Genomic DNA, 25,780 nt, shown 5'->3' with positions numbered 1-25,780 from the left:
TAAAGCGTGTCGCGATTAATTGGCCTCATATCCGGCAGCTTTGAAGAAGTTTCTGCATTCGGCTGGCTGGAACAGATGGCAGATATCGCCGAGAGCCTCGCAGAGGGCATCGAAGCTTCTGGCCGCCTTCTTTCGCAGCCTCGCCTTGAGTTTTGAATAGGCCATCTCGATCGGGTTGAGGTCTGGCGAGTATGGCGGCAGGAACAGGAGCCATGCGCCCCTTTGGCGAACCAGTTGCGCGGCGCGCTCGTTCTTGTGGAAGCCGACATTGTCGAGAATGACGACATCGCCGGGCGACAGTTCGGGAGCGAGCTGAGTTTCGACGTAGCGTTCGAAGATGGCGGCATTCATCGGCGCGTTGACGATCCATGGCGCGACAAGACCGTGGCATCGCAGCCCGGCGATGAAGGTCTGCGTCTGCCATTTGCCGAATGGCGCATGCGTCCTGAAGCGCTCGCCCTTCGGCGCCCAGCCGGTGCGTTTGGTCAGCTTGGTGTGGTCGACGTCTCATCAATGAAGATCAGCCGCGCCAAAGCCTTGTTGAAGAAGCGCTTTCGCCGTCCGATCCACAGCTCACGCGCCTGGCGCACGTCGGCTCGCTGCTGCTCGCTGGCCTGCAGAGTTTTTTTTATGACTGAGCCCCAGGCGATTGAGCAGGCGCCCGACATTGGAGCGGTGCACGCTCACCCCGCGCACTTCCAGTTCGACGCAAAGCTCATCCAGCGTCAGTTCGCCGGCCTCGGCCAACCGCAAGCGGACAAACTCGGCATGCGGCTCAAGCTTCCCGCCGCCCACATGGCCCTGCCGGCGCGCTTCAAGCGAACCGGTCTGCCTGCGCAGGTTGATCAGATTGTTCACAAAGCGAGGCGAAACGCGGAAATGGCGCGCAGCCTCACGGTGACCATGTCCCTCATCGACATACGCAACAACACGACGACGCAACTCAAGCGGTAGCGGCTTGCCCATCGCGGTCTCCTTTCAACCGCAATGAATCACGATCTCAAATCAAGGGGAATCCTGAATCCCTTAAATCGCGACACGCTTTAGGCGGCGGACGGAGGCAATGTTCGAGATTGCAGAAATGCACGGCGGGCGCGCTTCTGGCTGGGCTCGACTTTATACGGCTGACGCCGCGTGCCCTTCACCCGAGGGCGTACGAAGCGGCTATTAGACTAGGAGGACTTAAAAACTCTTCCGACAAAGTAGCGCTGTTTGTCGGGGTCGCCGGGATACTCGGCTGCAGTCGTGACAGAAGATCGCTGTCGGGCCGTCAAAACTCCATAGCTTGGGCATGTGCGTGTGAGCGATCTTCACCAGCGAAACCTCGTACGTTGAGCGCCGATTTCAAATTGGGCCAACTTCTGCAACCGAATTTCAACAAGCACTAAGTTTTGACGGAAACGCGTCTTGTTTCGATATTAACATATGAGGGTTGGCTGAACCATCGGTCCCGGAACCACAAACTGGCACTAACTTTCAACGGAGCTGAGAACAGTGACTGAGGCGGCGAATAGCAGGATGGATTTCCCACTCGAGGAGTATCGTGCACGGTTGCACCGTACCCAGGAGGAAATGGCGAAATACCATCTTCCTGTCCTCTTGCTGCACCAACCAGAAAACATCAACTATCTTACCGGTTTGGATGACGTTATGTACGTCTCCTATCTTGCCTTAGTTGTTCCCAGCCGCGGAAACCCGGTGCTTGTCATTCGCGACATGGAAGTTCCGGCAGCACAAAACACATCGTGGGTAAAAGACTACGTGGTATATCCAGATGCTGCTATCGATCCGCTCCGTGTTTCTCTCGATGCAGCACACAAGGCCCTACATGGCCTAGGTTTGGCAGGCGGACGGATTGGTCTAGATGACCACTCGTGGTTCTTGACCGCAGAACGTTGGAAAATGCTTCAAACGGTGCTGCCTCATGCAAACTTAGTCGCAGAACCGCTGATTGTCGATCACCTCCGCCTGATCAAGTCACAGCGGGAAATAGATTATCTACGTGGCGCTGCTCGGAGCGTTGACGCGGGGATGCGAGTGGGTCTTGATGCGATCAAGGGCGGCGTGTCGGAGCGAGAGTTGGCTGTCGCAGTCTATAGCGAATTGACACGCGCTTGCACACAGGTGCCAGACGGCTGTCAAATCACCTCTGGTGACCGAACAAATCTCATACACGGGTGGTCCACTGACCGACGCTTGGAACGCGGCGATCCTGTTTATTTTGAGCTCAACGGAATTCACAAAGGATACTGGGCGCGCTTGATGCGTACCGCGGTCGTTGGCCCGGCGACTGCGCAGCAGCGCCGTGTAGCGGAGAAAATCATCGGCATTCAAGACGAGGCTATCGCGCTGATGCGCCCGGGCATACCGGCCAGCGTAGTCGATCAAGCTTGCCGCGAACCGATCTTAGTGGCGGGTCTTCGCCAGACCTACACCAACCGTACTGGCTATTCGCTGGGGCTCAATCAACGGCCCTCCACCGCCGAATTGATCCGAGAGTTCCTGCCGGATGTGAAATGGGTGCTGCAGCCCGGAATGGTGTTCCATATGGTGGCGATCGCCGGCGGCATGGGATTCAGCGAGACTGTTCTGGTAACGGAAGATGGGCCTGAACGCCTGACGGGCTTGGACCGTAGACTTTTTGAGAGTGCCTGACGGCTTACCCTGGGGAACAAAATGCGACCACTTGTTGGAATTGTCAGCAACTTTGAAGTCGATAAGAAGGGTTACTTCTGTTTAGAAAATTATGTTCGTGCGATCGAGCAATCCGGAGCGCTTCCAATCATCCTGCCTTATGTTAGTGAAGGCGATGTTGGGCAGTTGCTCGACACATTGTCGGGAATAGTTCTGACCGGCGGTGGGGACTTTCCAACCGAGTTCTACGGTGCGGATCCACACCCAACTGTACAGCGAATGATCCCCGAGCGTGATCGATTCGAGTTCGCTCTCGCCCGGGCAGCGTTTGAACGGCCGGTGCCGGTACTCGGTATTTGCCGTGGCATGCAGATACTGAATGTTGTCGCGGGAGGAACTATCTATCCCCATACTCGGGACGCTCTCCCTGAAGTCGGCGACCATCGTGATGGGACCCCGCTTGAACAGACAGTCCATGGGATTAACATTGAGCCAAATACATACCTCTCGCGACTTGTCGAAAGCCCAAATTTGTCATTCCGGGTCAACAGCTCGCATCACCAGGCTATTGACAGGCTGGCACCTGGTTTCGTCGTTTCGGCACGAGCCGACGACGGTATCGTCGAGGCAATCGAGGCGCCGGATCGGCCCTTTGTCATCGGTGTGCAGTGGCATCCCGAGGCGATGTTCGAGAGCGAGCCTGCGTGCCGGTCACTGATTCAGAACTTCGCCAAAGCTTGCGGGGTCAAGTAAAATCCATAAGGCCAAAGAGCAGCAGTATCGTCGTTTCACTATAGCGGCAGGTAGACGCATGTTGCAAAACGCTCAGCTTCCTTTAGGATGGCAACCCGCTCACTCACATCAATAGCCGCGCGAGTAATGACTATGGGTTGAGCGCAAGATACTTTTTCTTACGACTGCTAAGGCGGCTTATCATGAATATTGGAGCACATCGTGCAGCCCCTTTTAAAACTCGCCGACTTCGTGGCTACCTTTCCGCCGAAAAGTTTGCCTGTGCCAACCACGCAGACGATCTCCACCCTGATGCTCGATCTGATCGGTGCTGCAGGAGCGGGCTTACATTCGCCGCTTGCGAGGGCTGCCAGAGCATCCGCCCTTAATGCATATGGTGAAGGGTCTGTGAGGATTTGGCTGACTAATCGGACATCAAGTGTTGTAGGCGCTGCCATGGCCAACAGCGCTGCCGCCAGCGCGCTTGATATCGATGACGGTCACCGCGGCGCTGCGGGTCACGCTGGCGCCGGCGTTATACCTGCTGCTCTGGCAGTCGCCGAAGCCGTTGGTGGATCATCATCGGAAGTATCGGAAGCAATTGCGCTCGGTTACGAGATCGCTTTGCGCGTCGCAAGTTCCCGCCCCGCGGAATCGGTGGATACCTATGCTAGTGGGCGATGGGTAAACTATGGCGCTGCAGCCGCTGCAGCCCGCCTGCTCAAGTTAACCGCTAACGAGACCGCTCATGCGCTTGGTATCGCGGGCGGCGAAGGCCCAATCGTCTTCACGGCCCCGTCTCCAAAGTTCGAAGGCAGCACGATCAAAGAAGGTATTCCTCCTGCCGTCGTGGCAGGTATTACTGCTGCTTATCGGGCTCGAGAGGGAGCGACCGGCCCGCTCGACCTCTTCAACGACGAGGTTCGTTTTGATCGCAACGTTCTTTTGGGCGGTCTGGGATCGTCTTGGGAGGCGCAAAATTGCTATCTGAAACCTTACGCGTGTTGCCGATACATGCATGCAGCCGTTGACGCTATCATCTCGATGCGTAGACGTGGAACTGAGATCAAGACGCTTCGAATCAACACGTTTCCCCAAGCAATGCGCTTGGCAAACGAGCGCGCCCCAACCAACCTAGAGGGGGCTCAGTACAGCTTCTATTTCAATTGCGCGCTCGCTTCTCTTTACGGCGCTGAGGAACTTCAACCGGTCGCCTTAGAGAGACTCACTGACGAGAGGGTTCTCGAAATTGCTAACCTCATCGAACTCGTCCCGTCGCCGGAATTCGCCACGGCATTTCCTTTTGGTACACCGGCTAGGGTCTTCCTCGATCAGGGTGATGGGGTTCAAGAAATGCTTGTACTGCATCCGCTTGGAGATGTGGCAAATCCGATGTCGAGAGAGCAAGTCATTCACAAGTTCATGAACATCACCGAAAATCTCGGGCGCGAATGGCAGGAGGACCTTGTTGCCGCAGCATTGAATTTCGAGGAGGGGGGACTGTCATATCTCGTTTCATCCCTGGCCGCTCCCAGGCAACATGCCTATCCGACGGCGCGGGGGAGCCGTGGCGATCCGAGCGACCTATTGATGCTGGAAAGGACAGCCGGCTACAGAACTTGAGAGGTCGTCGGCGAGCCGAACCTTGGCGTGTTGGATTGACGGTCCATTTCCACCAGCCGCTCCTTGGGCCTTCACATGCCTGAAGGATTCCGAACTTCCCGATTGGGGATGTCGGACGGCTTCGCCTCGCTTCCTGCAACTCCGCTCCTTGGCTTTCTGCAGTTCAACTTGCAGCGGCCCATGTCGTTATTGGCATAGCGAAAGCCCTTGGCCTTAGAGATGCGCACGCTGTCTATGATCGCGGCACAGTTGAGCGAGTCGGAGATGAAAATCGCTTCGAATAGGCTGCCGTTCGCGTCGAAGCAAGAGGAGTAGAGGATCGTGTCTCCCACACGAAGGAACGACGAGCGCGCCTCGAGCTGCTTATGCGCGACCTATGTGCCGCATGTGAAGCGGACCGACGCAAATACCATAGCTGTAACGGTTGAGAGCCTTTTGCCGGTTCGGCCAACTGGCCGTTCTCGGCAGCCTAAGAGTGTTAGGCGCTATCGCCCGAGGCGACCTCGATTCGCCCGCCTTGTTCCCATCGGAAAACGGATTCACCGCAGCGCATCCAATTGGCACATGATCCCAAGCAGCGCTTCAACTGGACATCGTGGTCCACGACCACGCGGCGCCTATTCGCGCTGACAACCTCGATCCGGTCGGCGCCCGGCAATGACCCTGCCGCCACGCATGTCAGGGTGGCGCAGTTTGGCGAATCGCTATCAGACACAACTAGGAGAACCATTGATGTCCGCCGCATTCACTCGAGAAGAATATCGCCAACGCACACGTCGACTTCGCCAGCGGATGGCCGAGCGCGGCATTGACACGCTGCTCGTCCTGAACGAGTCAAATATGAACTATCTCACTGGCTATGAGGGGTATTCAGATTACGTTCCGCAACTCGCTCTGGTGTCTCAAGACGAAGAAGATCCGTGGCTCATCTTGCGCGAGATTGATACATTTTGCGCGACACCGACCTCCTACCTGCCGGAGTCGCGCGTCCTAAGCTATCCCGAGCAATATATTGGTTCCAGCGAGCGCACGCCGTGGCAACCGATAGCCGATCTTATCAGGGAGCGTTCCAAATCTAATCGGCTCGGCGTTGAAATGGGGGCGAAAATTCTTGGCATGAAATCTTATGCCGCTCTTGCCAACAATCTTGACATGTCGAAAGCGATTGATGCGGATGGCATGGTTGCCACGCTGCATCGAGTAAAATCGCCGGCAGAACTCGCCTACATGGAACAGGCTGGGAAGATTGCCGACAGGGCCTTGCAAGCCGGTCGGCTTGAGATTTCTGTGGGCGCGCGCGAGTGTGACGTGGCTGCCGCAGTTCAAAGTGCTCTCATTAGAGGAACTCCAGAATTCCCTGGCGGGCCTTGCTATGGCGCTCTCACCATGCCCGTTGGCTCCCCGGCCAATGCACCTCATCTCAAGTGGTCCGATGCCACCTACAGGTTGGGATGTCAGACAAATTTTGAGATTGGCGCCTTTCGACACCGTTATGCATGCGCATTGTCGAGGACGATTTTCTTGGGTGAGCCAAGCGCTCGCGCACAACATCTACATCGAGCAGCGCTGGACGGCTTTCTCTCGGAGTTCGACGCAATTCGGCCGGGCGTTAAGTGCTCCGATGTCTCCCACGCGTTTAAGCGAGCATTCGAACCCTATGGCGTGCGTAAAGAGTCCAGGAGCGGTTACTCCACGGGTATCGACTGGAGTGGTGATCTCAGCTTCAATCCCGACGATCACACCGTGATCGAAGCTAACATGACCTTCCATGTCCTTATTGGCATTTGGGAGAAAGAAGACGGCTACATCTTCAGTGAGACCGTCCGCGTCACTGAGACTGGTGCGAAGTCGCTGAGCAACATGTCGCGTAAACTGCTCGTGAATTACTGACCTCGATTGGTTGACGATACGGGCGTGCCTTCTGTGACCCGCGCCGGGGTCGACTTCACGGAGGCAGAGTGTCTAAGTTGAGCGCTCTGCTTGCCGGAGAGCGGCAAGTTGATGGCATACCGTCCGGACGTGCAGTTGAACAATATCTTCACCAGCCAGGAGAGCATGGCGTGGACGATCTTGGGCCGCTGGATGATCGGTGCATGTTCCATGAATAGCCACTTGATGGCTTTCTGCGGAGTACCAGGGGCGGCCTAGGGTGAACAATAGCCGCACGAAACTACGCCGGCATGGGCAAAGCAGGGTTCCAGCGCCGGACCTTTTGCTGGCCGATGATCGTCACCTCATGGCATCCGATTCAAAACCACTACCCTTCTCCATAAACAGGAGCAGACTCCAAAATGCGACTGTCAGTTATTGCCGACGTGTCCCGCAACGCCCTTAACTTGGCCAATATCCTCACTCCGAGGCGACCAGCCACACTCGGAAGCGGCGCGAGGTGAGAATTTCGCCGATACGCCTAGCTGACCAAACTCCAAGGTTGGTAGCCAAACCGGCAGCTGGTATTCAACCACCCTGTCGAAAGCACTCGCTGACATCGTTGCATGATTCCAGTCGACTTGAAACCTACATTGCATCGCCTGGCAAAAGGTGGCGCGTGCTTTGTAGAAAACCATGCGTTAAGATAGTTTGCGGTACCTCGGCGCTGTCGATAGTTTGCCGAGTATAATGCCGGAGCTGCACGAACATGTTGGATGATCTCGATCGACGCCTCATCGCCGCACTTCAGAAGAACAATAGATTGTCCTTTGCGGAACTGGCTGAGCTCGTAGGTTCTTCGGCAGCCTCGTGCATGCGGCGCGTCAATAAGCTCCGAGCGGACGGAGTGATAATAGCCGATATAGCGCTAGTCGATCCGAAAGCGCTTGGGAAATCCCTGACCGTTGTTGTAAATGTGGAACTAGACCGGGAACGCTTAGATCTTGTCGACGAGTTCAAGCGCGCCATGCGCGCCGCAAAGGAGGTAACTCAATGTTACATGGTAACGGGCGAGGCAGATTTCGTTCTGATCGTCACAGTGGAGGACGTAGAAGCGTTCGATGTGTTTGTGAAGACCAAGCTCTATACTAATCCAAACGTTCGCAAGTTTAGAAGTATGATCACGCTCGACCGTGTGAAGTTCGAACCTCGCATTTTGGTCTAAGGCTTATTTACGCTGATTTTTTTTGCCAGCAGACGGTGTTTTTTGAAGCGCCTATTGCGCTTGCGGTGCCGATTTGATCGTGCGTGCGCATAATTTGATGCAATGAATAGGTGCACTGGCGTTTTGCCAGCATGTATGAACTAGCGGCTTCGGTCCTCTTGTTCGTCACGCGAACGTTAGACATTCCAGACCTAACGGGATCTTAGAGCGACCCATTAGCAGCAACAAGGTTTCGCGTGGAAAGTACATGAGGTCCCTTGGGACGGCATGAGGTCAGACGCGCGCAGAGATCTTGGCGTAGCCACGTTTAGAGGAAGAAAACATGACACTTGCCACGACAGACGCGACGGTGGGAGTTCCGGAAGTCGAAACTACCCATAAGGATACCCGGCGTTATCCTCACGGTGTCGCCTTCATGGACGGACAGTACCTCCCAATGTCTGAAGCGAAGATCTCTGTCCTTGACTGGGGTTTCCTGCACTCTGACGCTACTTACGATACCGTGCACGTCTGGGAAGGGCGATTCTTCAGACTGGACCTTCATCTTGATCGCTTCTTCAGGGGGATGGATCGTCTCCGAATGAAGCTGCCCTATCATCGCCGAGAGGTCGAACGGGTTCTTTCAAACTGCGTCGCTCTGTCTGGACATAAATCAGCCTATGTTGAGATGATCTGCACGCGGGGAGGTTCGCCGACATTTAGCCGCGATCCGCGCGAGGCCGAGAATCGGTTCATTGCCTTTGCTGTGCCGTTTGGTTCGGTTGCCAACAAAGAACAGTTGGAGCGTGGTCTCCACGTTGGCGTAAGCGAAACTGTCCGAATTCCGCCGAAGTCAGTGGATCCGACGATCAAGAATTACCACTGGCTTGACTTGGTCAGAGGTCTTTACGATGCTTACGATGTGGGGGCGGAAACGGCGCTCATAATGGACACCAACGGCAATATTGCGGAAGGTCCCGGCTTTAATGTCTTCACCGTTAAGAACCGTCAGCTGAAGACACCAGCCTTTGGGGTGCTTCCAGGAATAACGCGGCAGTCCGTTTTCGACCTGTGTGGGGAAGTGGGACTTGCGGTGACGGCTGCAGACCTACCTCGTCTTGAACTGGGCGAAGCCGATGAGGTGTTCATCACCTCCACCGCAGGGGGGATCATGCCCGTGACGCGCGTTGATGGTTCATCCATCGGCAGCGGTAAAGTTGGCGTCGTGACCCGGCAGCTGATGGACCTCTACTGGCAAAAGCATTCCGATGATGCTTGGTCTACCCCCGTTAAATATGCGTAACTAGTCGAGCGTTAAGCAGACGGCTCCGATCTCGGGGGAGTTGCGCAAGGCTGAACGTCGGATACATCGATGACCCAAACCTTTCTTGCGCATCTTCGACGTGAACTGGCGGATCTTAAGTCCGGCGGTCTCTACAAATCCGAACGGGTGATTAGCTCGCGGCAGTCTCGAGAGATCAGGGTTGCCAACGGGAATAGTGTACTGAATTTTTGTGCGAACAACTATCTAGGCCTGGCGGACAACGAAGAGATTGCTGACGCCGCCAAAAAGGCGCTTGACCGTTATGGTTTTGGCATGGCCTCGGTACGCTTCATCTGCGGCACACAGGAAGAGCACAAACAACTGGAAGCGCGCATCTCCGGCTTTCTCGGCATGGAGGATACGATCCTTTATTCCTCCTGCTTCGATGCGAACGGAGGCCTCTTCGAGACGCTGCTTGGTGAGGAGGACGCTATCATTTCCGACGCCTTGAACCACGCCTCGATCATCGATGGCGCGCGCCTTTCGAAGGCAAGGCGCTTTCGTTACGCCAACAACGATATGAAGGCGCTGGAGGAAGAACTGAAAAAGGCGGACGGTGCGCGCTTCAAGTTGATCGCGACTGATGGCGTGTTCTCGATGGATGGCATCATCGCAAATCTGAGGGGCGTTTGCGACCTCGCGGACCGGTACGATGCGATGGTCATGGTGGACGATAGCCACGCCGTCGGCCTCGTCGGGGAGCATGGGCGCGGCTCTGCCGAATACTGCGGCGTGGAGGGTCGGGTGGACATTATCACGGGCACGCTCGGCAAGGCGCTCGGCGGTGCTTCCGGCGGCTACACGTCCGGCAATTCAGAAGTGATTGATTGGCTGCGCCAGCGTTCTCGGCCCTATCTCTTCTCCAACACGCTGGCGCCGGTGATCGCCGCTGCCTCGCTGAAGGTATTCGACATTGTCGATCGTGCGGGGGTTTTGCGCCAGAAGCTTTACGATAATGGCCGTCGTTTTCGGTCCGAAATGACCAAGGCGGGCTTTACGTTGGTCGGCGCGGACCATCCCATAATACCGGTGATGCTGGGCGATGCGAGCGTAGCGCAGCAGATGGCCGAAATGATGCTCCTCCGGGGCATCTATGTGATAGGCTTCTCCTTTCCTGTCGTTCCGAAAGGCCAAGCGCGCATCCGCACTCAGATGTCAGCAGCACATACTCTGGCGGATGTCGATTTCGCGGTGGAATGCTTTGTGGAGGTCGGTAAAGAACTGGGAGTCATCCCACTAAGACTGCCGCACCTCGATCAGAATCCCGGCACTGTCTAAGGAGAGTTGGCAGGACTAGATGGATGTTCTGTATGAGATTTGTCAGCCATAGTTCCGCTATCCAGATCGGCAGGTGGCGTCTCTGACTGGAATGCTCCTTGTTTCACCGGGGGAAAGTCAGCCAGGTTGATATTGCCAGTAGGAACTGCCCTGGGAGCCATCTTGAGCGAGGTATCGGAGAGATTTCGTTGCCGTCCTCGAGGGCGAGCCGGAGGACATACCGTTCTATCAATGTGCGAAAGCTGCGGGAATTCAGCATCCTCGGCCTATGACAATCACCGCGCGAGTTTAATACGCTCCTCAGGCTCTCAGCGAATTTGGAACGAGAGACTCCCAGAACGTCGGCCGCGGTCTTCATCGGCGACCGCCCTTCGGCAAAAAAGACAGGCCACGATATCTGTTTTCGGCCTGCTTTGAAAGTTGAAAGGGCGCCGCGGAGCACCTCAACCTCCATCGTCTAGCGGCGGAGCACGCGAAGGCGGTCCTCAAGCGTCCTAAGCTCAGAATTGCTGCCGACACGTTCATCTGAATCCACGGCAGCCGCTACTCCCTCTTATTAATGGCTTGCGGGTAACATCAAAGACATAAGCCTGTGCTTGAGCCTTTGAGACTCGGAATTCAATAGGTTGTTGGGCGCCATGTGAGAAAATCGATCCAGCCTCTAGTCTAGTCTAGTGCGCGTCCATAAACGGCTGTTTTTCCGGAGTTTTCAGTGGTCTTTGGCCTGCTGAAGCGATGTTTTGGGGAGGCGTGATGGTACAAGGGCATGGAGGTTGCGGCCGGGGGTCGATCTGGCGGCAATGGGGTCATAGGGGTATCGGCCGGCGCTCGCCGGCGTGCTCCTGAACGCAGCCCGATGACTGGGGTCAGTTCGATCTGAGGCGGGTGAAGAGGGCGAGATTGTAAGCGACCACCGAGGACCAGACGTAAGCCTTGAAGTGGTTGAGCCCGCGCCAGGTGCAGCGGGCCAAGCCATAGGCGCGCTTCAGGCAGGAGATGCTGGCCTCGATACCAGCGCGGAAGTTGCGCAGCTTGCGATAGACCCAGCGGCTGCTGACCATGTCTTCGATCCTGAGGGCGCTCTTCTTGTGGAACGCCATATCGCGCACGCCCCAAGCCTTGGCCTGGCGCAGATTGGGGCGGCTGGCATAGCCGCCGTCGGCCGCCGCCTGACGCGGCGGCTCGCCGTAAAACGCGATGTGGCGCTCCAGCATTAGCAGCAGACGCTCGCTGTCGGCTGGGTTGCCCGCTTCGATGACGAGATCGAGGATCAGTCCGCTGCGACCGGTCGTCAGATTGATCTTGTGACCATAATCGACGTCGCGGCTGCCCTTGACGATGATATCGGCATGCGGCTCGAACAGGCTCACCAGCTTCTCGCCGGCCGGGACCGGTTCGCCTGCCAGGACCCGCCGTTCGGTCTGGGCGATGATCCGCTCGATCAGCGGCCGGTAATGGCGGACTTGGGCCTGCCACAGTTCAACGGCCGGGCACGCCGCCAGGGTCAGCTGCTCAGCCGCCTGCTGGAGATAGCCCAAGGTGGTGCGTGTGATCCTGAGCAGCTCGCGGTAGTGCTTCACCCGTTTCGGGCGGCCGCGGGTATATTCGATCGACCGGGACCGCTTCTTCGCCGCGCGGCAGTGATCGTGCCATGGGATGGCGCTGCCCAGTGCATCCGCGTGCTGCAACAGCCGCACCATCACCCGCACAGCGTCCCATAACAGGCTGCTGTCGCTCGGCTCGTGGACGAGTGCGGCGGTGACGGTGCTGTCCACGCGCACGACCTTGCCGCCTTCCAGCTTCTCTCGCCCGGCGCTTGCCAGCAGTACTTTGTTGATTTCTTCCCAGGTCGGCGCTTGGATCGCGCTGATCGTCTTGTGCAGGACTGATTTCTTTGGGCTCCACCCCCATGGCAGCCGGGCAAAAGCCCGGAACGAGGCGGAATCCTCCAAGTGAAAGGCCAGTTCCTGATAGCTTAGTTGGCGGTGCTGCTTGAGCAGCGCGCAGCGCAGCACAGCCTCCGCCGGCAGGCCCTCGCGGCCGGTCTCCTTGAGATCGTGCCGGCGCAGGTCCCGCGTCACCAGGCTCAAAAGCTCGCGATGCCCGTCCAGCCATTGCGACATGGCTTTCAATTCACAGCCGATCTCGTGTCCGGCGAAAAGATCAAATACACTGGATTGGACGGTGCGTTCTTGGCGCATTGTCGGCTCCGGCGGTGGCAGAAACGCTTTGGAATCAGTGGCTTGATCTCGAAGTGTATCTGAACCCGCCGGGCCTTGCCTACCCAAAATCAGGATTCATTCAATAATATCAGCAGCTTGCCGTTTATGGACGCGCCTAGTCTAGACTAGGTGGCTGCCATTCCGCCATTCCTGGGGATGCAAAATGACTTGGACATCTAAGGCCTGCAACGTGGAAGCGGGAGAATGACCGCCTATCCAAGTTCTTGAACAGTGACATCAACGGATTTCAAACAAAGGCGCCTTTTGAAATGGCCATTTCGGCCTCGGGCACATTCTGGCGCACATCCCATGCCATCATGTACTATTCATGGCCATATGACGACGGCCAACGAAAGCCTGTTGGGACTGGAGACAAAAACTTCCGGGGCGATGTGTGAACGGCTCGATACCGTGCGTTCACATCTCGCCTGGGACCTCGTCAGCATAGGTAGCCATTGGCTTAGTGTTTACCCACACGATTCTGAGACCTCGTACCATGAGGAGGCCGGCTCAGAAATCTGAGTAGTAGAATGTCGGCCGGAGATCGAAAAAACTAACCTAACAAGGGGAACGAGCATGAAAAAGATTAAGATGGCTGTAACAGCGGTGTTAATCGCTCTCACGTCAGTGGCTTTTGGCCCTTCGGCTCACGCGGGAGAGGTTCTGGATCGCATCCTTACCTCTAAAACCCTCAGGGTTGCTGCGGGTGCCGATTGGGGGCTAATTGCTCACCTGGACGAAAAGAACGAACTAGTCGGCTACGATATCGATGTTGCCAAAGGAATTGCGAAGTATTTGGGCGTAAACGCTGAATTTGTAACGCCCGGCTGGGACTTGATTGCGGCCGGTAACTGGGCAGGTCGGTGGGACATTGGTACAGGACAAATGGCACCTACCAAGGCTCGCGCGGATAAGTTCGATTTCTCTGTGCCATACTTCTACGACCGCACGGTGATTGTCGTCCACAAGGATAGCAAGGCAACAAAAGGTTCCGATCTTGAGGGCAAGAAGATTGGCGTAAACGGTGGAACTGTTGCAGAAGCTTATGCAAACCAAACCTACACGCCGGATGACCCCAATGCGGCGCCCGTTCCCTACGATTTCAAAGCTGGCGAGGTCAAAACGTATGGCAATTCGACTATCGCCTTTGATGATCTTCGACTGGGCGATGGCGTCCGTCTCGACGCTGTCATTACAGACGAAACCTTCACGGAAGGTGCAATCAAGTCAGGTTATCCAATCAAGATTATCGATAGGCTCTTTGCCTTGCCTGCGGCAATCCCGATGATGAAGGGCGATAAAGAACTGGTAGAAAAGGTCTCTGCCGCGATCAAAAGCATGAGGGATGACGGGACACTGTCGAAGCTATCAGTGAAGTGGTATGGATCGGACCACTCTGTCGCGAAGTAAGTAGCTTCGTGAACATTGTGCGGCTCGGGTCAAACCGAGCCGCCTGGTTGGAGGATCTCTCTTGCTTTACCAAGATACTGTTGATTCCGAGGTACTAGTCCATCGACCTTGGTTTGTTGCGTCGATCTTCGCCGCCGTGCTCGCAGTTTCTCTGATGTTCAACCTTTCGGGCACAGCGTTCGGCGACCTTATGCGGCCTGTTATCGGCGACCCGCTGCAGAGCGGCATTTATGGGCGTGTCGCAATCGCCTTCGTCATTGCGGTGATGTTCTGCGTCAACATCGTGCTGATCGGGTTTGCCCCCTTGAGGGTGCAGATCGGCATTGTATGGGCCGAGCTGCTGCTGCTGTTTCTCGGCTTCTTCAACGCATTTAACCTTAACATGCCGTTCATCTGGGAGCATCTGCCATACCTGATCACGCAGGGTGTGGTGACCACGATTTATGTTTCGGCAGTTTCACTTATTTTCGCATCAATCATCGCGATGATCGCTGCTATTGCAAAGCTTTCAAGCAATGGCTTCGCCTATGCCCTCGCCAGCTTTTACACCTCGTTTTTCCGCGGTCTGCCGCTTCTTATCCAGATTTACCTGATTTACCTGGGGCTGCCGCAGCTGGGTATCGTGATCAATGCAGTTCCTTCGGGTATATTGGCACTGTCGCTTTGCGTAGGAGCTTATATGACGGAAATCTTCCGCGCGGGTATCCAGAGCATTGACCGCGGCCAATGGGAAGCATCCCGTTCGATCGGCTTTGGCTTCGGCCTTACCATACGCAAGATAATCCTGCCGCAGGCGCTTCCAGTCATCATTCCCCCCATGGGCAACACGTTCATTGCAATGCTGAAAGACAGCTCGCTTGTCTCGGTCCTCGGCGTATGGGAGTTGACATTCCTTGCTCGCACGATCGGCCAGCCGACCTTTCATCATATGGAGATGCTGATAACAGCGGCGATGATCTATTGGATCCTGTCCGCCTGCCTCGAGGTGCTCCAATCACGGCTTGAGCACCACTTCGCAAGGAGTAAAGTGCGATGACCGCTACCGACATAGATCATTTGATAGGCCTCAATGGAGGCGATTCCTCGATGGCGACAGGCAATGTGCGGCGCATACCAGTATCATCGCAGGCGTTATCCGGCCAGAAGCAGGTGCCAATGAGTGCTGACAAAATTATCGAAGCGACGCACGTCTCTAAATGGTACGGCAGCTTCAGAGCATTAACTGATGTCAACCTTACCGTCCGCAAAGGCGAACGCATCGTCATCTGTGGTCCCTCCGGCTCGGGCAAGTCCACCTTGATCCGCTGCTTCAACCGGCTCGAAGCGAATCAGGAGGGCGAGATCAGGGTGAATGGGATGCTATTGCACAACAAGATGCGGAATGTGACCGAAGTTCGCAAGAACGTAGGAATGGTATTCCAGCATTTCAATCTGTTCCCTCACATGACTGTGCTGATGAACTGCATGGCGGGCCCAATGTGGATCAAGGGGGTACCCGAAGCCCAAGCTAAACAGACTGCGCTAAAATATCTCGAACGCGTGCGAATTCCAGAACAGGCAAATAAATACCCGGTTCAACTCTCGGGCGGACAGCAGCAGCGCGTGGCCATTGCCCGCTCGCTGTGCATGGAGCCCGCGGTCATGTTATTCGATGAACCTACATCGGCACTTGATCCTGAGATGGTGTCGGAAGTGTTGGAAACCATGACGAGCTTGGCACGCGATGGCATGACCATGGTCTGCGTTACCCACGAGATGGGCTTTGCACGTGCCGTCGCCGATAGGATTATCTTTATGGATAAAGGCCGGATTGTTGAGGAGGCCAATCCGAACGACTTCTTCACCAACCCCCACCATGAACGGACCAGGCTGTTCCTTAGCCAGATCTTGTCGCATTAGATAGTATTTCTTAAGGTAGGACATATCGGAGCTGATTGAGCAGGCGCCTTTTAGCTACGGTTGGCTGATTGCCGCGAACATGGCCACGTGCTGCTTCTGACCTGCCCCTGAACTGTCATCCAGCGGCGATTAGAGCCTCGACCGTTTCAGTTACGCCGTAGGGCGCGGGTTGAGCAACCGGCGGAGACGCGAAGCCCACATCGAGCGCAGCGTTGGAGCCGGTTGCGGTGAGGACCTCGGCGAACGCCGCCGGGGTCTGGTAGCCGAGCGAGGAGTGAGGCCTCGCGGTGTTGTAGTCCTCCACCCATTCGGTTATGGCGCAGCGGGCGTGATCGAGGCCAAAGAACAGGCTCTCGTTCAGGAGCTCATCGCGCATCCGGCCGTTGAAGCTCTCGATGTAGCCGTTCTGCATCGGCTTTCCCGGCGCGATGTAATGCCATTCGACACGGTGATCCTTCGACCAGGCCAGGATGGCGTTCGAGGTGAACTCGGTGCCATGGTCGGAAACGATCATGTCGGGCTTGCCGCGAAGGCTGATCAGATCGGTCAGCTCGCGTGCCACTCGGCGACCGGAGATCGAGGTGTCGGGGATCGCGGCCAGGCACTCCCGGGTCACGTCATCAACTATGTTCATCACCCGGAACCGCCTGCCGCAGGCGAACTGATCATGCACGAAGTCCAGCGACCAGCGGGCATTCGGCCTCGCCTCGACCAGGATCGGTGCCCGCGTTCCGACCGCTCGTCGCCGTGCCCGGCGCTTGCGCACCGTCAGTCCCTCCTCGCGGTAGAGCCGGTAGATGCGGTTGACCCCTGATGCCTCGCCCTCCCGCCGGAGCAGAATGAACAGCCGCCGATAGCCCAAGCGGCGGCGTTCGTTGGCGAGCTCGCGAAGCCTGCCGCGCAGCTCTGTCTCCGGCGGCCGGCAGGACCGGTAGCGCACCATCTTCCGATCGGCGCCGACGATGGAACAGGCCCGGCGTTCCGACAGACCCATGACGGCCTGCAGATGCGCGACGGCTTCGCGCCTGGCGGCGGGCCCTACCATTTTTTTGACAGGAGCTCCTTCAGCGCCGCCGCCTCCAGCATCTGGTCGGCGAGCAGCTTCTTCAGCTTCGCGTTCTCGTCTTCCAGGGCCTTCAGGCGCTTGGCGTCGGACACGTCCATCCCGCCATACTTCGCCTTCCAGTTATACAGCGTCGCCTCGCTGATCGCGTGCTTGCGCGCAAGATCGCCCGCCTTCGCACCCGCCTCGTGCTCGCGCAGAACCGCAATGATCTGTTCTTCCGTGAACCGCTTCCGCTTCATCTGTCCGTCCTTCAAATGAGGCCGGACTCTAACTCCAAGTGGAGGAAAAACTCAGTGGCAGGTCACTTCGTGGGGAAGTCCTTCCGGTGTATGTCTCGCACGTTCCAGGTAAATTCGTGGCGCAACCGTCTTAACGGAATGAACCAGCTTCGGCCCCGGCAGGGACGTATCCGCACGGTATGGGTGCTGCAGAGCTCGAACGATAGCTGATGGCTGTCGCCTCAAGGAATTCGGCGGATCGAAGCATCGCATGCCACAGCGAGTTAGGGGGCGACAGCGACGGCGGTACCTCTGAAGCCGATCTTTTCCCAGTCAGGCTCACAACTGCAGCCTTCATAGAGAAGTGAACGCACATGTGTGTATTTCCACGGCGGGAGATATGGCCTTCGTAATCCACCTCACCCGAGCTAATGCATTTGTTGCCGCGCGGCCGGGCATCGTTACACCGTCGTCGCACGCCGCAGCGCCGCTGCTCTCGGGGACCACATCGCCGTCTGCATGTTCCAATGTCATTGCGCGTAAGCTCCATGTTCATCGAGCTATTGCAAGGTGCCGTGGCGCATCGCTCTGATGTCCTTTTGCAAGGCGCGATCTGCGCAGTATCTCACCCGACAGCGATTTCCTCGGTCGGTTTGAGCGTCTCATGCTCGCCTGGATACCGTGACGATGCAGAAGTTCGGAGTAGGCCCCGCAGGCGTATTGGGCGGATTCAAGCGATCGTCGCAACACCGATTGTGTTCACTCATGACAGCAACTCGTCAAGCGTCTCTGCTGGCGTTTTCCAACCCAAAGTTTTTCTCGGTCGAGCATTGAGGGCCGCGGCCACGGCGGCGATCTCGTCGGCGCTGTGGACGCTCAGGTCGGTGCCTTTCGGGAAGTACTGACGCAGCAGCCCATTGGTGTTCTCGTTGGTGCCACGCTGCCAGGGGCTTTGCGGATCGCAGAAATAGACTTGGACACCCGCGTCGATCTTGAGACGATCGTGCTGAGCCATTTCGGCTCCCTGATCCAGGTCAGCGAACGACGCATCTCTTCGGGCAAGGTGATGATGGTGCGCGTAATCGCGTCGCGCACGGCTTCGGCCCCGTGTCCCGCGAGAGCAGGGCCATTCTTCATGCGCGGAGCTTCGCCATGCCCCGCAAGCCGCGGAAGATGCGGCAACATCGTGAAGCGTGTCGTACGCTCAACCAGCGTGCCGATCGCCGAGCTGCCAAGACCAAGGATGAGGTCTCGCTCCCAGTGGCCCGGCACTCCGCGATCGGCCGCTTCGGCGGGGCGTTGACTAATCATGATCTCCGGCGAGACAAAGCTCTTGCCTCGCCTGCGTACCCGTGCCCTGGGGACCCGCAACACGCGCCCCGTTCGCAAGCAGGCCGACAGTTCGTGGCGAGGCGATGCATCTATTCCGAAGGAGACCTGTGCATTCGGAGGAGTTTATCGCAAAGAGCTAGGAGCCCTGCCGTAATGGGCCTTGAATGCCTGGGAAAAGTGTCCGGTGCTGGAGAACCCGGTGGCAAAGGCAATTTCGGCGATCGCAAGCGGGCTCTGTTCGATCAGCCGCCGCGCGTGATCCAGCCGGATCCGGCGGTAGGTTTGCAAGAAGCCGGCGCTCAGATGCTGGGTGAAGAGGCGATCCAGATGGCGGGAGCTGATCGAGAGGAAATGCGCCATTGCTTCGCGATCGAGCGGATTTTCGATCGTCGCTTCCATCTTTTCAAGCGCGGCCAGCAGGATCGGATTGTGAGTGCCAAATCGCTCAGCCGCAGAACCGCGTTGCGGGTCGGATGGGTCGGCAATCGCAGTGTGAAGGTACCAGTCGCTGACGCGGCTCGCGAAATGCGCGCCCATGCGTTCGGCGATCAGCGCATGCATCATGTCGAGCGGAGCCACGCCGCCGCCACAGGTTATACGATCGCCGTCGATGACGTAGCGGGCTTGCCTAAGCGCTAGAGCCGGATAGGCCTCGCGCAAGATCGGGGCATGCTCCCAATGAATGGTGAAGTCCCTGTTGTCGAGCAGACCGGCGGCGGCCAGGATATACGCGCCGCTCGAGATCGCGCCGAGACGGACGCCGAGACGAGACAGCCGCCGCAACGCCCTGAACAGCCTGTCCGCTTCCGCCCAGTTGCTTGGATCGCCGCCCGCACAGATGAACACTGTATGAAATTCCGCACCCGCGGACGAGAGATCATCGCAGGCAATGTCGATGCCGCCGGAGCTCTGCACAGGCAGGCCACCCTGCGAAAGCTGCCTGATAGTGTAAAGGCTGCGGCCCGCGAGCAGATTGGCGGCGCGTAAGGGTTCGGTCGCCGATGCGTAGGACATGAGCGCGAAATTCGGTAGCAGGAGAAAACCAAACCGCTGAGTTTGTCGATCCAATTCAACCGTCATGTCCGATCTATATAACTAATCGTCCCATTTTTGGAACTAAATTGTTGTCGACGGGCATAGGTTGCACCGACTCCCCAGCTTGGACATGGCCAGCGATGCGATACTCCGCTCTCTCGATTTTTCTCAACGGCCTTCGCGGCAATACCGGCTGGGGTCCGGCCTGGCGCGCGCCGCAGCCCAAATCCCACTACGACGTGATTATCGTTGGCGGTGGCGGGCATGGCCTATCGACGGCCTATTATCTCGCTAAGGAATTTGGCGTCGCCAATGTCGCAGTGCTGGAAAAAAGCTACATCGGCAGCGGAAACGTCGGCCGCAACACGACGATCATCCGCTCCAACTACCTGCTGCCGGGCAACAACCCCTTCTACGAATTGTCGATGAAACTCTGGGAAGGACTGGAGCAGGATTTCAATTTCAACGCGATGGTCTCTCAGCGCGGCGTACTGAATCTCTATCATTCCGACGCGCAACGCGACGCCTATACGCGGCGCGGCAATGCGATGCTGCTGCATGGCGTCGATGCGGAACTGCTCGACCGCGAGGCGGTGCGCGCCAAGCTGCCATTCCTCGATTTCGACAATGCACGCTTCCCGATCCAGGGCGGTCTGCTGCAGAGGCGCGGCGGTACTGTGCGGCATGACGCGGTGGCCTGGGGCTATGCGCGCGGCGCCGACATGCGCGGCGTCGACATCATCCAGCATTGCGAAGTGACCGGCATTCGCCGCGAAAACGGCAAGGTCCTCGGCGTCGAGACCACGCGCGGCTTCATCGGCTGCGGCAAGCTGGCGCTTGCGGCCGCCGGCAATTCCTCGCGCGTTGCCGAGATGGCCGATATCAAGCTGCCGCTGGAAAGCCATGTGCTGCAGGCCTTCGTCTCCGAGGGCCTGAAGCCCTTCATCGATTGCGTCGTGACTTTCGGCGCGGGCCATTTCTACGTCTCGCAGTCCGACAAGGGCGGGCTCGTCTTCGGCGGAGACATCGATGGCTACAATTCCTATGCCCAACGCGGCAATCTCGCCACCGTCGAGCATGTCGCCGAGGCGGGTAAGGCGATGATCCCCGGCATTTCCCGCGTCCGCGTGCTGCGGTCCTGGGGCGGAATCATGGACATGTCGATGGACGGCTCGCCGATCATCGACCGCACCCACATCAACAATCTCTACCTCAATGCCGGCTGGTGCTACGGCGGCTTTAAGGCAACCCCCGCATCGGGCCTCTGCTTTGCGCATCTCATCGCACGCGGCACGCCGCACGAGACCGCTCGCGCCTTCCGGCTCGACCGTTTCGCGCGCGGCCATATCCTCGACGAAAAGGGCCAGGGCGCCCAGCCCAACCTCCACTAATTTGCAGGGTACCTGAACATGGCAAGCCTGATCCCGTGTCCCCATTGCGGCTCTCGACCGAAAGAAGAGTTCACTGTGAAGGGGGCGGCACTCGCCCGACCCGCACCTGATGCCGGCACGGCGGCGTGGATCGACTATGTCTATCTGCGCGACAATCCGCGCGGCGCCTATGAGGAATATTGGCATCATACGTCCGGCTGCCGGCGCTGGCTGGTGGTGAGCCGCAATACGGCAACGCATGAAATCTCGGGCTCCCGCGACGTGGTACTCAAGCTATCGGCGGAGGCGCTCTGATGACCTCCTATCGACTGCCCAAGGGTGGCCTGATCGATCGCCAGTCACGCCTCGGCTTCAGCTTCGACGGCCAGTCGGTCACGGGCCATGCCGGCGATACGCTGGCCTCCGCCTTGCTCGCCAATGGCCGCCAGCTAGTGGGCCGCAGCTTTAAATACCATCGGCCGCGCGGCATCCTAACCGCGGGCGCGGCGGAACCGAATGCATTGATGACCATCGGCAGCGGAGGGCGCACGGAGGCCAATACCCGGGCTACGATGCAGGACCTTTACGACGGTCTCGAAGCCCGCAGCCAGAACCGCTGGCCTTCGCTCGATTTCGATATCGGTTCGCTGAACGGCCTGCTCTCACCCTTCCTCGCCGCGGGCTTCTACTACAAGACCTTCATGTGGCCGGCGAAGCTCTGGGAAGGTCTCTACGAGCCCTTTATCCGCCGCGCCGCCGGTCTCGGCAAGGCGACCTACGAAGCCGATCCCGACCGCTACGAGAAGCGCTGGGCGCATTGCGACCTGCTGGTGATCGGCGCCGGCCCAGCCGGGCTGGCCGCCGCGCTGTCCGCCGGCCGTGCAGGGGCACGTGTCATCATCCTCGACGAACACAGCCTGGCGGGCGGATCGTTGCTGTCGGAGGCCGCGACCATCGGCGGGGAAAGCGCGCCGGCATTTGCCAAGCGGCTCGCCGACGAGCTGGAAACGCTGCCGAATGTACGCGTACTGACCCGCACAACCGCTTTCGGCTGGTATGACGGCAATGTCGTTGGCGCTGTGGAGCGCGCCCAGAAGCATGTGCGCCACCCCGATCCGAACAAGCCGGTCGAGCGCATGTGGCGCATCGTCGCCAAAAAGGCGCTTCTCGCCACCGGTACCGAGGAGCGGCCGCTCGTGTTCGGCGGCAACGATATTCCCGGTGTGATGATCGCGGGTGCGATGCGCTGCTATCTCAACCGCTTTGCCGTGGCCCCCGGCCAGCGCACCGCCATCTTCACCACCAATGACAGCGGATATGCACTCGCCCGCGACCTCGAGGCGGCGGGTGTCCAGCTTACCGCAATCATCGACAGCCGCGCCGAATCCCAGTTCGTGTATACCGGCAAGGCTCGCCTTCTCAAGGGCGCCGTCGTGTCTGATGCCAAGGGCGGCAAAGCGCTCTCCAGCGTCAACGTCACGGCCGCAAACGGCGCGACCGAAGCCATTGCTGTGGATGCGCTCGCCATGTCCGGCGGCTTCAGCCCGATTATTCACCTTGCCTGCCATCGCGGCGGCAAGCCGCAATGGTCGGATGTGCATGGCGCCTTCATGGCCCCGTCGGAAACCAGGGGCCTCGTGCTCGCAGGCGCAGTCACGGGCACAACCGGATTGTCGGCAAGCTTTGCAGAGGGCGCTGCGCGCGGCGCTACCATGGCCCAAGATCTCGGGTTCGCCGCCCAACCATTCGACGCCGGTCCTGTCGATGGCGACATCGTTGCTTCGCCGGCCAGCCCGCTCTGGAATATCCGTGGCGTGAAGGGCAAGGCCTTCGTCGACTTCCAGAACGATGTCGGCCGCAAGGATCTCGGCCTTGCCGTGCAGGAAGGCTATGGCGATGTCGAACTTGCCAAGCGCTACACGACATCGGGCATGGCCACTGACCAGGGCAAGCTCTCCAATGTCACCGCAATTGGCCTGCTGGCCGAAGCGCGTGGCGTCTCTCCCGCCGAAGTCGGCACGACGACCTTCCGGCCCTTCTATACGCCGATCAGCTTCGGCGCGCTGACCGGCCCGCATCACGGCCATCATTTCCAGCCGGTGCGCAAGTCGCCTCTGCATGACTGGGCCAAGAAGCACGGCGCGGTCTTCGTCGAGACCGGTCTCTGGTATCGCTCATCCTGGTTCCCGCGCGCGGGTGAAACCAGCTGGCGACAGAGCGTCGATCGCGAGGTCCTGAACGTTCGAACGAATGTCGGGATTTGTGATGTGTCGATGCTCGGCAAGATCGAGGTCTGCGGCAAGGATGCGGCGGAGTTCCTCAATCGGGTCTATTCGAACGCCTTCCTGAAACTGCCAGTCGGCAAGGCGCGCTATGGTCTGATGCTGCGCGAGGACGGCTTCATCTATGATGACGGCACGACGAGCCGCCTGGCTGACGACCGCTTCTTCATGACCACGACCACGGCCTATGCCGCCGGCGTCATGACGCATCTCGAATTCTGCGCCCAGGGGCTGTGGCCGGAGCTCGACGTACGACTCGCCTCGGTGACGGACCAATGGGGACAGATGTCCGTGGTCGGGCCCAAGGCGCGCGCGACGCTGCAGGCGATCGTCGATGGTGATATTTCCGACACTGCCTTCCCCTTTCTTGCCGCAAAGGAGGTCTCGCTCTTCGGCGGCCGGCTGCATGGCCGCCTGTTTCGTATCTCGTTCTCGGGCGAACTGGCTTATGAGCTTGCCGTGCCGGCCGGCTATTGCGAGAGCGTCGCCGACGGCGTTCTCCAGGCAGGCAAGGAACATGGCATCCAGCCTTATGGCGTGGAGGCGCTCAGCGTACTGCGCATCGAGAAGGGCCATGTGACGCATAACGAGATCAACGGTACTGTGATCCCCTCGGATCTCGGTTTCGCAAAGATGGTGTCGACAGCCAAGCCGGATTTCATCGGCAAGGCGATGCTCGGCCGCGAGGGACTGGTGGCCCAGGATCGCCCGAGCCTTGTCGGCGTCGTCCCGCTCGATCCAACGACCACATTCCGCACCGGCTCGCACATTCTCGCCAAGGGGGCCGCGCAGACGCTCGAGAACGACCAGGGCTATGTCTCGTCGAGTGCCTTTTCACCCCACGTCGGCTCGACTATCGGGTTGGCGCTGGTGAAGAGTGGCCATGCCAGGCATGGCGAAGAGGTGGTGGTGTGGAACGGCCTGAGCAAGGAATTTACCGTCGCACGTCTTTGCAATCCGGTCTTCTTCGATCCAGCAAACGAGAAGCTCCATGTCTGATTTCGAACTCATCCACCGTCCGGCGATCAGCACCAAACCGGTAGGGAGCTCCGACGCCTTCGCTATGAAGGCGATGCCCGAGGGCACCCTGATCCACATACTCGGCAAGCCCGGCGCAGAGAATCTTACGGCCACGCTGCAAGGCCTGTTCGGCGGCGAGGCCAACAGGATCCGCACCTTCGGCCCCGGCCAATGGCTGGTCGTCAGGGATGAGCCGACATCCCGCTCAGATATGCAGGCCCTCTTCGAAAGACTCGACACACGGGCATTTGCGGTCGACCAGACCCATGGACGCATCAGGATTGAAGTCGCGGGCCGCGCTGTCCAATCGCTGCTGGCAAAAGGTACCGCTATCGATCTTAACGCCGTGGCCGTGGGACAGTCCGCGATGACGCTGATGGGACACATTTCCGTGCACATCACGCGCGTCGCTTTGAATCGTTTTGAGCTGATTGTGCTTCGCGGCTTTGGTCAAAGTCTGTGGGACGAGATAGCTCATCTTAACGCCGATTTCTGAATAACCGCGGCTCACGTTTTCTGCTCAACACCATACAATTACCAGCAAGCTGCAACGAGCTTTCGTCAGCAGTTCTCAATTAGGTCGTGAACTCATAAATTGGGGATGACCGCGATGCTTGGCGAACTGCGATCAAGCTACAAGTATGTCGTCTAAAGCAAGCCGCTACCGCTTGAGTTGCGTCGGCGTGTTGTTGCGTATGTCGATGAGGGACATGGCCACCGCGAGGCCGCGCGTCATTTCCGCGTTTCGCCTCGCTTTGTGAACAATCTGATTAACCTGCGCCCGCACCGGCTGGGCGCCGAAGGGCGAGCGCTTCAGGACGCATGCGCCATTCGGCAAATGGCAGACGCAAACCTTCATCGCCGGGCTGCGATGCCACGGTCTTGTCGCGCCATGGATCGTCAACGCGCCGATGAATGCCGCCATCTTCGAACGCTACGTCGAAACTCAGCTCGCTCCCGAACTGTCGCCCGGCGATGTCGTCATTCTCGACAATGTCGGCTTCCACAAGAACGAGCGCGCCGCGCAACTGGTTCGCCAAAGGGGCGCATGGCTCCTGTTCCTGCCGCCATACTCGCCAGACCTCAACCCGATCGAGATGGCCTATTCAAAACTCAAGGCGAGGCTGCGAAAGAAGGCGGCCAGAAGCTTCGATGCCCTCTGCGAGGCTCTCGGCGATATCTGCCATCTGTTCCAGCCAGCCGAATGCAGAAACTTCTTCAAAGCTGCCGGATATGAGGCCAATTAATCGCGACACGCTTTA

Annotated in this window: 19 protein-coding genes and 4 pseudogenes; 15 read left to right on the top strand and 8 right to left on the bottom strand. The window is 58.3% G+C overall.

The genetic code is table 11. The annotated features are described in order from the left end of the window. Positions 1–15: 15 nt before the first annotated feature. The gene (locus A3A9_RS46140; protein ID WP_051371482.1) at positions 16–489 is read right to left on the bottom strand and encodes an IS630 family transposase; all 474 of its coding nucleotides are present in this window, start codon (positions 487–489) and stop codon (positions 16–18) included. An 84-nt stretch (positions 490–573) separates the two neighbouring features. Then, positions 574–966: an IS630 transposase-related protein gene (locus A3A9_RS46135; protein WP_152536278.1), complete on the bottom strand. Its 393-nt coding sequence runs from the start codon at positions 964–966 to the stop codon at positions 574–576. A 552-nt stretch (positions 967–1,518) separates the two neighbouring features. Here A3A9_RS46135 and A3A9_RS0135185 point away from each other — a divergent pair. The 3 genes from A3A9_RS0135185 (at position 1,519) to A3A9_RS40605 (ending at position 4,989) form a co-directional block, all read left to right on the top strand. Beyond that, positions 1,519–2,655: a M24 family metallopeptidase gene (locus A3A9_RS0135185; protein WP_080680519.1), complete on the top strand. Its 1,137-nt coding sequence runs from the start codon at positions 1,519–1,521 to the stop codon at positions 2,653–2,655. 21 nt (positions 2,656–2,676) lie between these two features. Further along, positions 2,677–3,387, top strand: a complete 711-nt coding sequence (locus tag A3A9_RS43540) for a gamma-glutamyl-gamma-aminobutyrate hydrolase family protein (RefSeq protein ID WP_080680393.1) — start codon at positions 2,677–2,679, stop codon at positions 3,385–3,387. A 201-nt stretch (positions 3,388–3,588) separates the two neighbouring features. Continuing rightward, positions 3,589–4,989 carry an MmgE/PrpD family protein gene (locus A3A9_RS40605; RefSeq protein ID WP_080680520.1) on the top strand — a complete coding sequence of 467 codons (1,401 nt, stop codon included), beginning with the start codon at positions 3,589–3,591 and terminating at the stop codon, positions 4,987–4,989. A 152-nt stretch (positions 4,990–5,141) separates the two neighbouring features. Here the strand turns inward: A3A9_RS40605 and A3A9_RS46130 are convergent. Continuing rightward, positions 5,142–5,455: pseudogene (locus tag A3A9_RS46130) on the bottom strand (glycine C-acetyltransferase); the annotation flags it as partial. Between the two features lie 266 nt (positions 5,456–5,721). Here A3A9_RS46130 and A3A9_RS0135160 point away from each other — a divergent pair. Continuing rightward, the gene (locus tag A3A9_RS0135160) at positions 5,722–6,879 is read left to right on the top strand and encodes a M24 family metallopeptidase (RefSeq protein WP_158673669.1); all 1,158 of its coding nucleotides are present in this window, start codon (positions 5,722–5,724) and stop codon (positions 6,877–6,879) included. Between the two features lie 107 nt (positions 6,880–6,986). On the opposite strand, the pseudogene A3A9_RS43530 reads toward A3A9_RS0135160, so the two are convergent. Further along, positions 6,987–7,204: pseudogene (locus A3A9_RS43530) on the bottom strand (D-amino acid dehydrogenase); the annotation flags it as partial. A gap of 423 nt (positions 7,205–7,627) precedes the next feature. Between A3A9_RS43530 and A3A9_RS0135150 the strand changes: the two are divergent. From A3A9_RS0135150 to A3A9_RS40600, 3 genes are all read left to right on the top strand, one after another. Further along, entirely contained in the window at positions 7,628–8,083 is a 456-nt protein-coding gene (locus A3A9_RS0135150; RefSeq protein WP_027033248.1) for an Lrp/AsnC family transcriptional regulator, read from the top strand. Between the two features lie 322 nt (positions 8,084–8,405). Further along, the gene (locus A3A9_RS0135145) at positions 8,406–9,365 is read left to right on the top strand and encodes an aminotransferase class IV (protein WP_027033249.1); all 960 of its coding nucleotides are present in this window, start codon (positions 8,406–8,408) and stop codon (positions 9,363–9,365) included. Between the two features lie 69 nt (positions 9,366–9,434). Beyond that, positions 9,435–10,664, top strand: a complete 1,230-nt coding sequence (locus A3A9_RS40600; protein ID WP_051371477.1) for a glycine C-acetyltransferase — start codon at positions 9,435–9,437, stop codon at positions 10,662–10,664. An 866-nt stretch (positions 10,665–11,530) separates the two neighbouring features. On the opposite strand, the gene A3A9_RS0135135 is transcribed toward A3A9_RS40600, so the two are convergent. Then, the gene (locus A3A9_RS0135135) at positions 11,531–12,865 is read right to left on the bottom strand and encodes an ISNCY-like element ISMlo5 family transposase (RefSeq protein WP_027033250.1); all 1,335 of its coding nucleotides are present in this window, start codon (positions 12,863–12,865) and stop codon (positions 11,531–11,533) included. Between the two features lie 597 nt (positions 12,866–13,462). Here A3A9_RS0135135 and A3A9_RS0135130 point away from each other — a divergent pair. The 3 genes from A3A9_RS0135130 to A3A9_RS0135120 all read left to right on the top strand — a co-directional run bounded on the left by A3A9_RS0135130 (position 13,463) and on the right by A3A9_RS0135120 (position 16,195). Further along, the gene (locus tag A3A9_RS0135130) at positions 13,463–14,296 is read left to right on the top strand and encodes an ABC transporter substrate-binding protein (protein WP_027033251.1); all 834 of its coding nucleotides are present in this window, start codon (positions 13,463–13,465) and stop codon (positions 14,294–14,296) included. Between the two features lie 61 nt (positions 14,297–14,357). Next, entirely contained in the window at positions 14,358–15,332 is a 975-nt protein-coding gene (locus tag A3A9_RS0135125) for an amino acid ABC transporter permease (protein ID WP_027033252.1), read from the top strand. A gap of 119 nt (positions 15,333–15,451) precedes the next feature. Then, complete coding sequence (locus A3A9_RS0135120) at positions 15,452–16,195, top strand: amino acid ABC transporter ATP-binding protein (RefSeq protein ID WP_027033253.1); 744 nt, start codon at positions 15,452–15,454, stop codon at positions 16,193–16,195. Positions 16,196–16,310: 115 nt separating this feature from the next. Here A3A9_RS0135120 and A3A9_RS0135115 read toward each other — a convergent pair. The 3 genes and pseudogenes from A3A9_RS0135115 to A3A9_RS0135100 all read right to left on the bottom strand — a co-directional run bounded on the left by A3A9_RS0135115 (position 16,311) and on the right by A3A9_RS0135100 (position 19,891). Beyond that, a protein-coding gene (locus A3A9_RS0135115) for an IS3 family transposase (protein WP_106406554.1) occupies positions 16,311–17,500 on the bottom strand; the annotation gives its coding sequence in 2 pieces (ribosomal slippage) (positions 16,311–17,248 and positions 17,248–17,500; 1,191 coding nt in all). Positions 17,501–18,242: 742 nt separating this feature from the next. Further along, a pseudogene (locus A3A9_RS43525) lies at positions 18,243–18,889 on the bottom strand (IS30 family transposase); the annotation flags it as partial. A gap of 45 nt (positions 18,890–18,934) precedes the next feature. After that, positions 18,935–19,891, bottom strand: coding sequence for a GlxA family transcriptional regulator (locus A3A9_RS0135100; RefSeq protein ID WP_027033257.1), 957 nt, complete (start codon positions 19,889–19,891; stop codon positions 18,935–18,937). Positions 19,892–19,986: 95 nt separating this feature from the next. On the opposite strand from A3A9_RS0135100, the gene A3A9_RS0135095 reads away from it, so the two are divergent. The 5 genes and pseudogenes from A3A9_RS0135095 to A3A9_RS40595 form a co-directional block, all read left to right on the top strand. Then, complete coding sequence (locus A3A9_RS0135095) at positions 19,987–21,237, top strand: sarcosine oxidase subunit beta family protein (protein ID WP_027033258.1); 1,251 nt, start codon at positions 19,987–19,989, stop codon at positions 21,235–21,237. 18 nt (positions 21,238–21,255) lie between these two features. Then, complete coding sequence (locus A3A9_RS0135090; protein ID WP_027033259.1) at positions 21,256–21,531, top strand: sarcosine oxidase subunit delta; 276 nt, start codon at positions 21,256–21,258, stop codon at positions 21,529–21,531. Further along, the gene (locus A3A9_RS0135085) at positions 21,531–24,497 is read left to right on the top strand and encodes a sarcosine oxidase subunit alpha family protein (protein ID WP_027033260.1); all 2,967 of its coding nucleotides are present in this window, start codon (positions 21,531–21,533) and stop codon (positions 24,495–24,497) included. Before A3A9_RS0135090 ends, A3A9_RS0135085 begins: the two co-directional genes overlap by 1 nt. After that, on the top strand, positions 24,490–25,014 hold the full coding sequence (locus A3A9_RS0135080) for a sarcosine oxidase subunit gamma family protein (protein ID WP_027033261.1): 525 nt from the start codon (positions 24,490–24,492) through the stop codon (positions 25,012–25,014). The genes A3A9_RS0135085 and A3A9_RS0135080 overlap by 8 nt, the downstream gene beginning before the upstream one ends. Positions 25,015–25,306: 292 nt before the next feature. Beyond that, a pseudogene (locus tag A3A9_RS40595) lies at positions 25,307–25,765 on the top strand (IS630 family transposase); the annotation flags it as partial. Positions 25,766–25,780 lie beyond the last annotated feature (15 nt).

It is taken from the genome of Mesorhizobium loti CJ3sym, from assembly GCF_000472785.1.
Taxonomy (GTDB): domain Bacteria; phylum Pseudomonadota; class Alphaproteobacteria; order Rhizobiales; family Rhizobiaceae; genus Mesorhizobium; species Mesorhizobium loti_E.
This window is presented reverse-complemented; position numbering and strand designations above follow the sequence as displayed.

Excerpts from the sequence above, each read along its gene's own strand:
- A3A9_RS46135 (WP_152536278.1), bottom strand. The coding sequence starts at position 966 with ATGGGCAAGCCGCTACCGCTTGAGTTGCGTCGTCGTGTTGTTGCGTAT.
- A3A9_RS0135185 (WP_080680519.1), top strand. The coding sequence starts at position 1,519 with ATGGATTTCCCACTCGAGGAGTATCGTGCACGGTTGCACCGTACCCAG.
- A3A9_RS43540 (WP_080680393.1), top strand. The coding sequence starts at position 2,677 with ATGCGACCACTTGTTGGAATTGTCAGCAACTTTGAAGTCGATAAGAAG.
- A3A9_RS0135160 (WP_158673669.1), top strand. The coding sequence starts at position 5,722 with ATGTCCGCCGCATTCACTCGAGAAGAATATCGCCAACGCACACGTCGA.
- A3A9_RS0135150 (WP_027033248.1), top strand. The coding sequence starts at position 7,628 with ATGTTGGATGATCTCGATCGACGCCTCATCGCCGCACTTCAGAAGAAC.
- A3A9_RS0135145 (WP_027033249.1), top strand. The coding sequence starts at position 8,406 with ATGACACTTGCCACGACAGACGCGACGGTGGGAGTTCCGGAAGTCGAA.
- A3A9_RS40600 (WP_051371477.1), top strand. The coding sequence starts at position 9,435 with ATGACCCAAACCTTTCTTGCGCATCTTCGACGTGAACTGGCGGATCTT.
- A3A9_RS0135135 (WP_027033250.1), bottom strand. The coding sequence starts at position 12,865 with ATGCGCCAAGAACGCACCGTCCAATCCAGTGTATTTGATCTTTTCGCC.
- A3A9_RS0135130 (WP_027033251.1), top strand. The coding sequence starts at position 13,463 with ATGAAAAAGATTAAGATGGCTGTAACAGCGGTGTTAATCGCTCTCACG.
- A3A9_RS0135120 (WP_027033253.1), top strand. The coding sequence starts at position 15,452 with ATGAGTGCTGACAAAATTATCGAAGCGACGCACGTCTCTAAATGGTAC.
- A3A9_RS0135100 (WP_027033257.1), bottom strand. The coding sequence starts at position 19,891 with ATGACGGTTGAATTGGATCGACAAACTCAGCGGTTTGGTTTTCTCCTG.
- A3A9_RS0135095 (WP_027033258.1), top strand. The coding sequence starts at position 19,987 with ATGCGATACTCCGCTCTCTCGATTTTTCTCAACGGCCTTCGCGGCAAT.
- A3A9_RS0135090 (WP_027033259.1), top strand. The coding sequence starts at position 21,256 with ATGGCAAGCCTGATCCCGTGTCCCCATTGCGGCTCTCGACCGAAAGAA.
- A3A9_RS0135085 (WP_027033260.1), top strand. The coding sequence starts at position 21,531 with ATGACCTCCTATCGACTGCCCAAGGGTGGCCTGATCGATCGCCAGTCA.
- A3A9_RS0135080 (WP_027033261.1), top strand. The coding sequence starts at position 24,490 with ATGTCTGATTTCGAACTCATCCACCGTCCGGCGATCAGCACCAAACCG.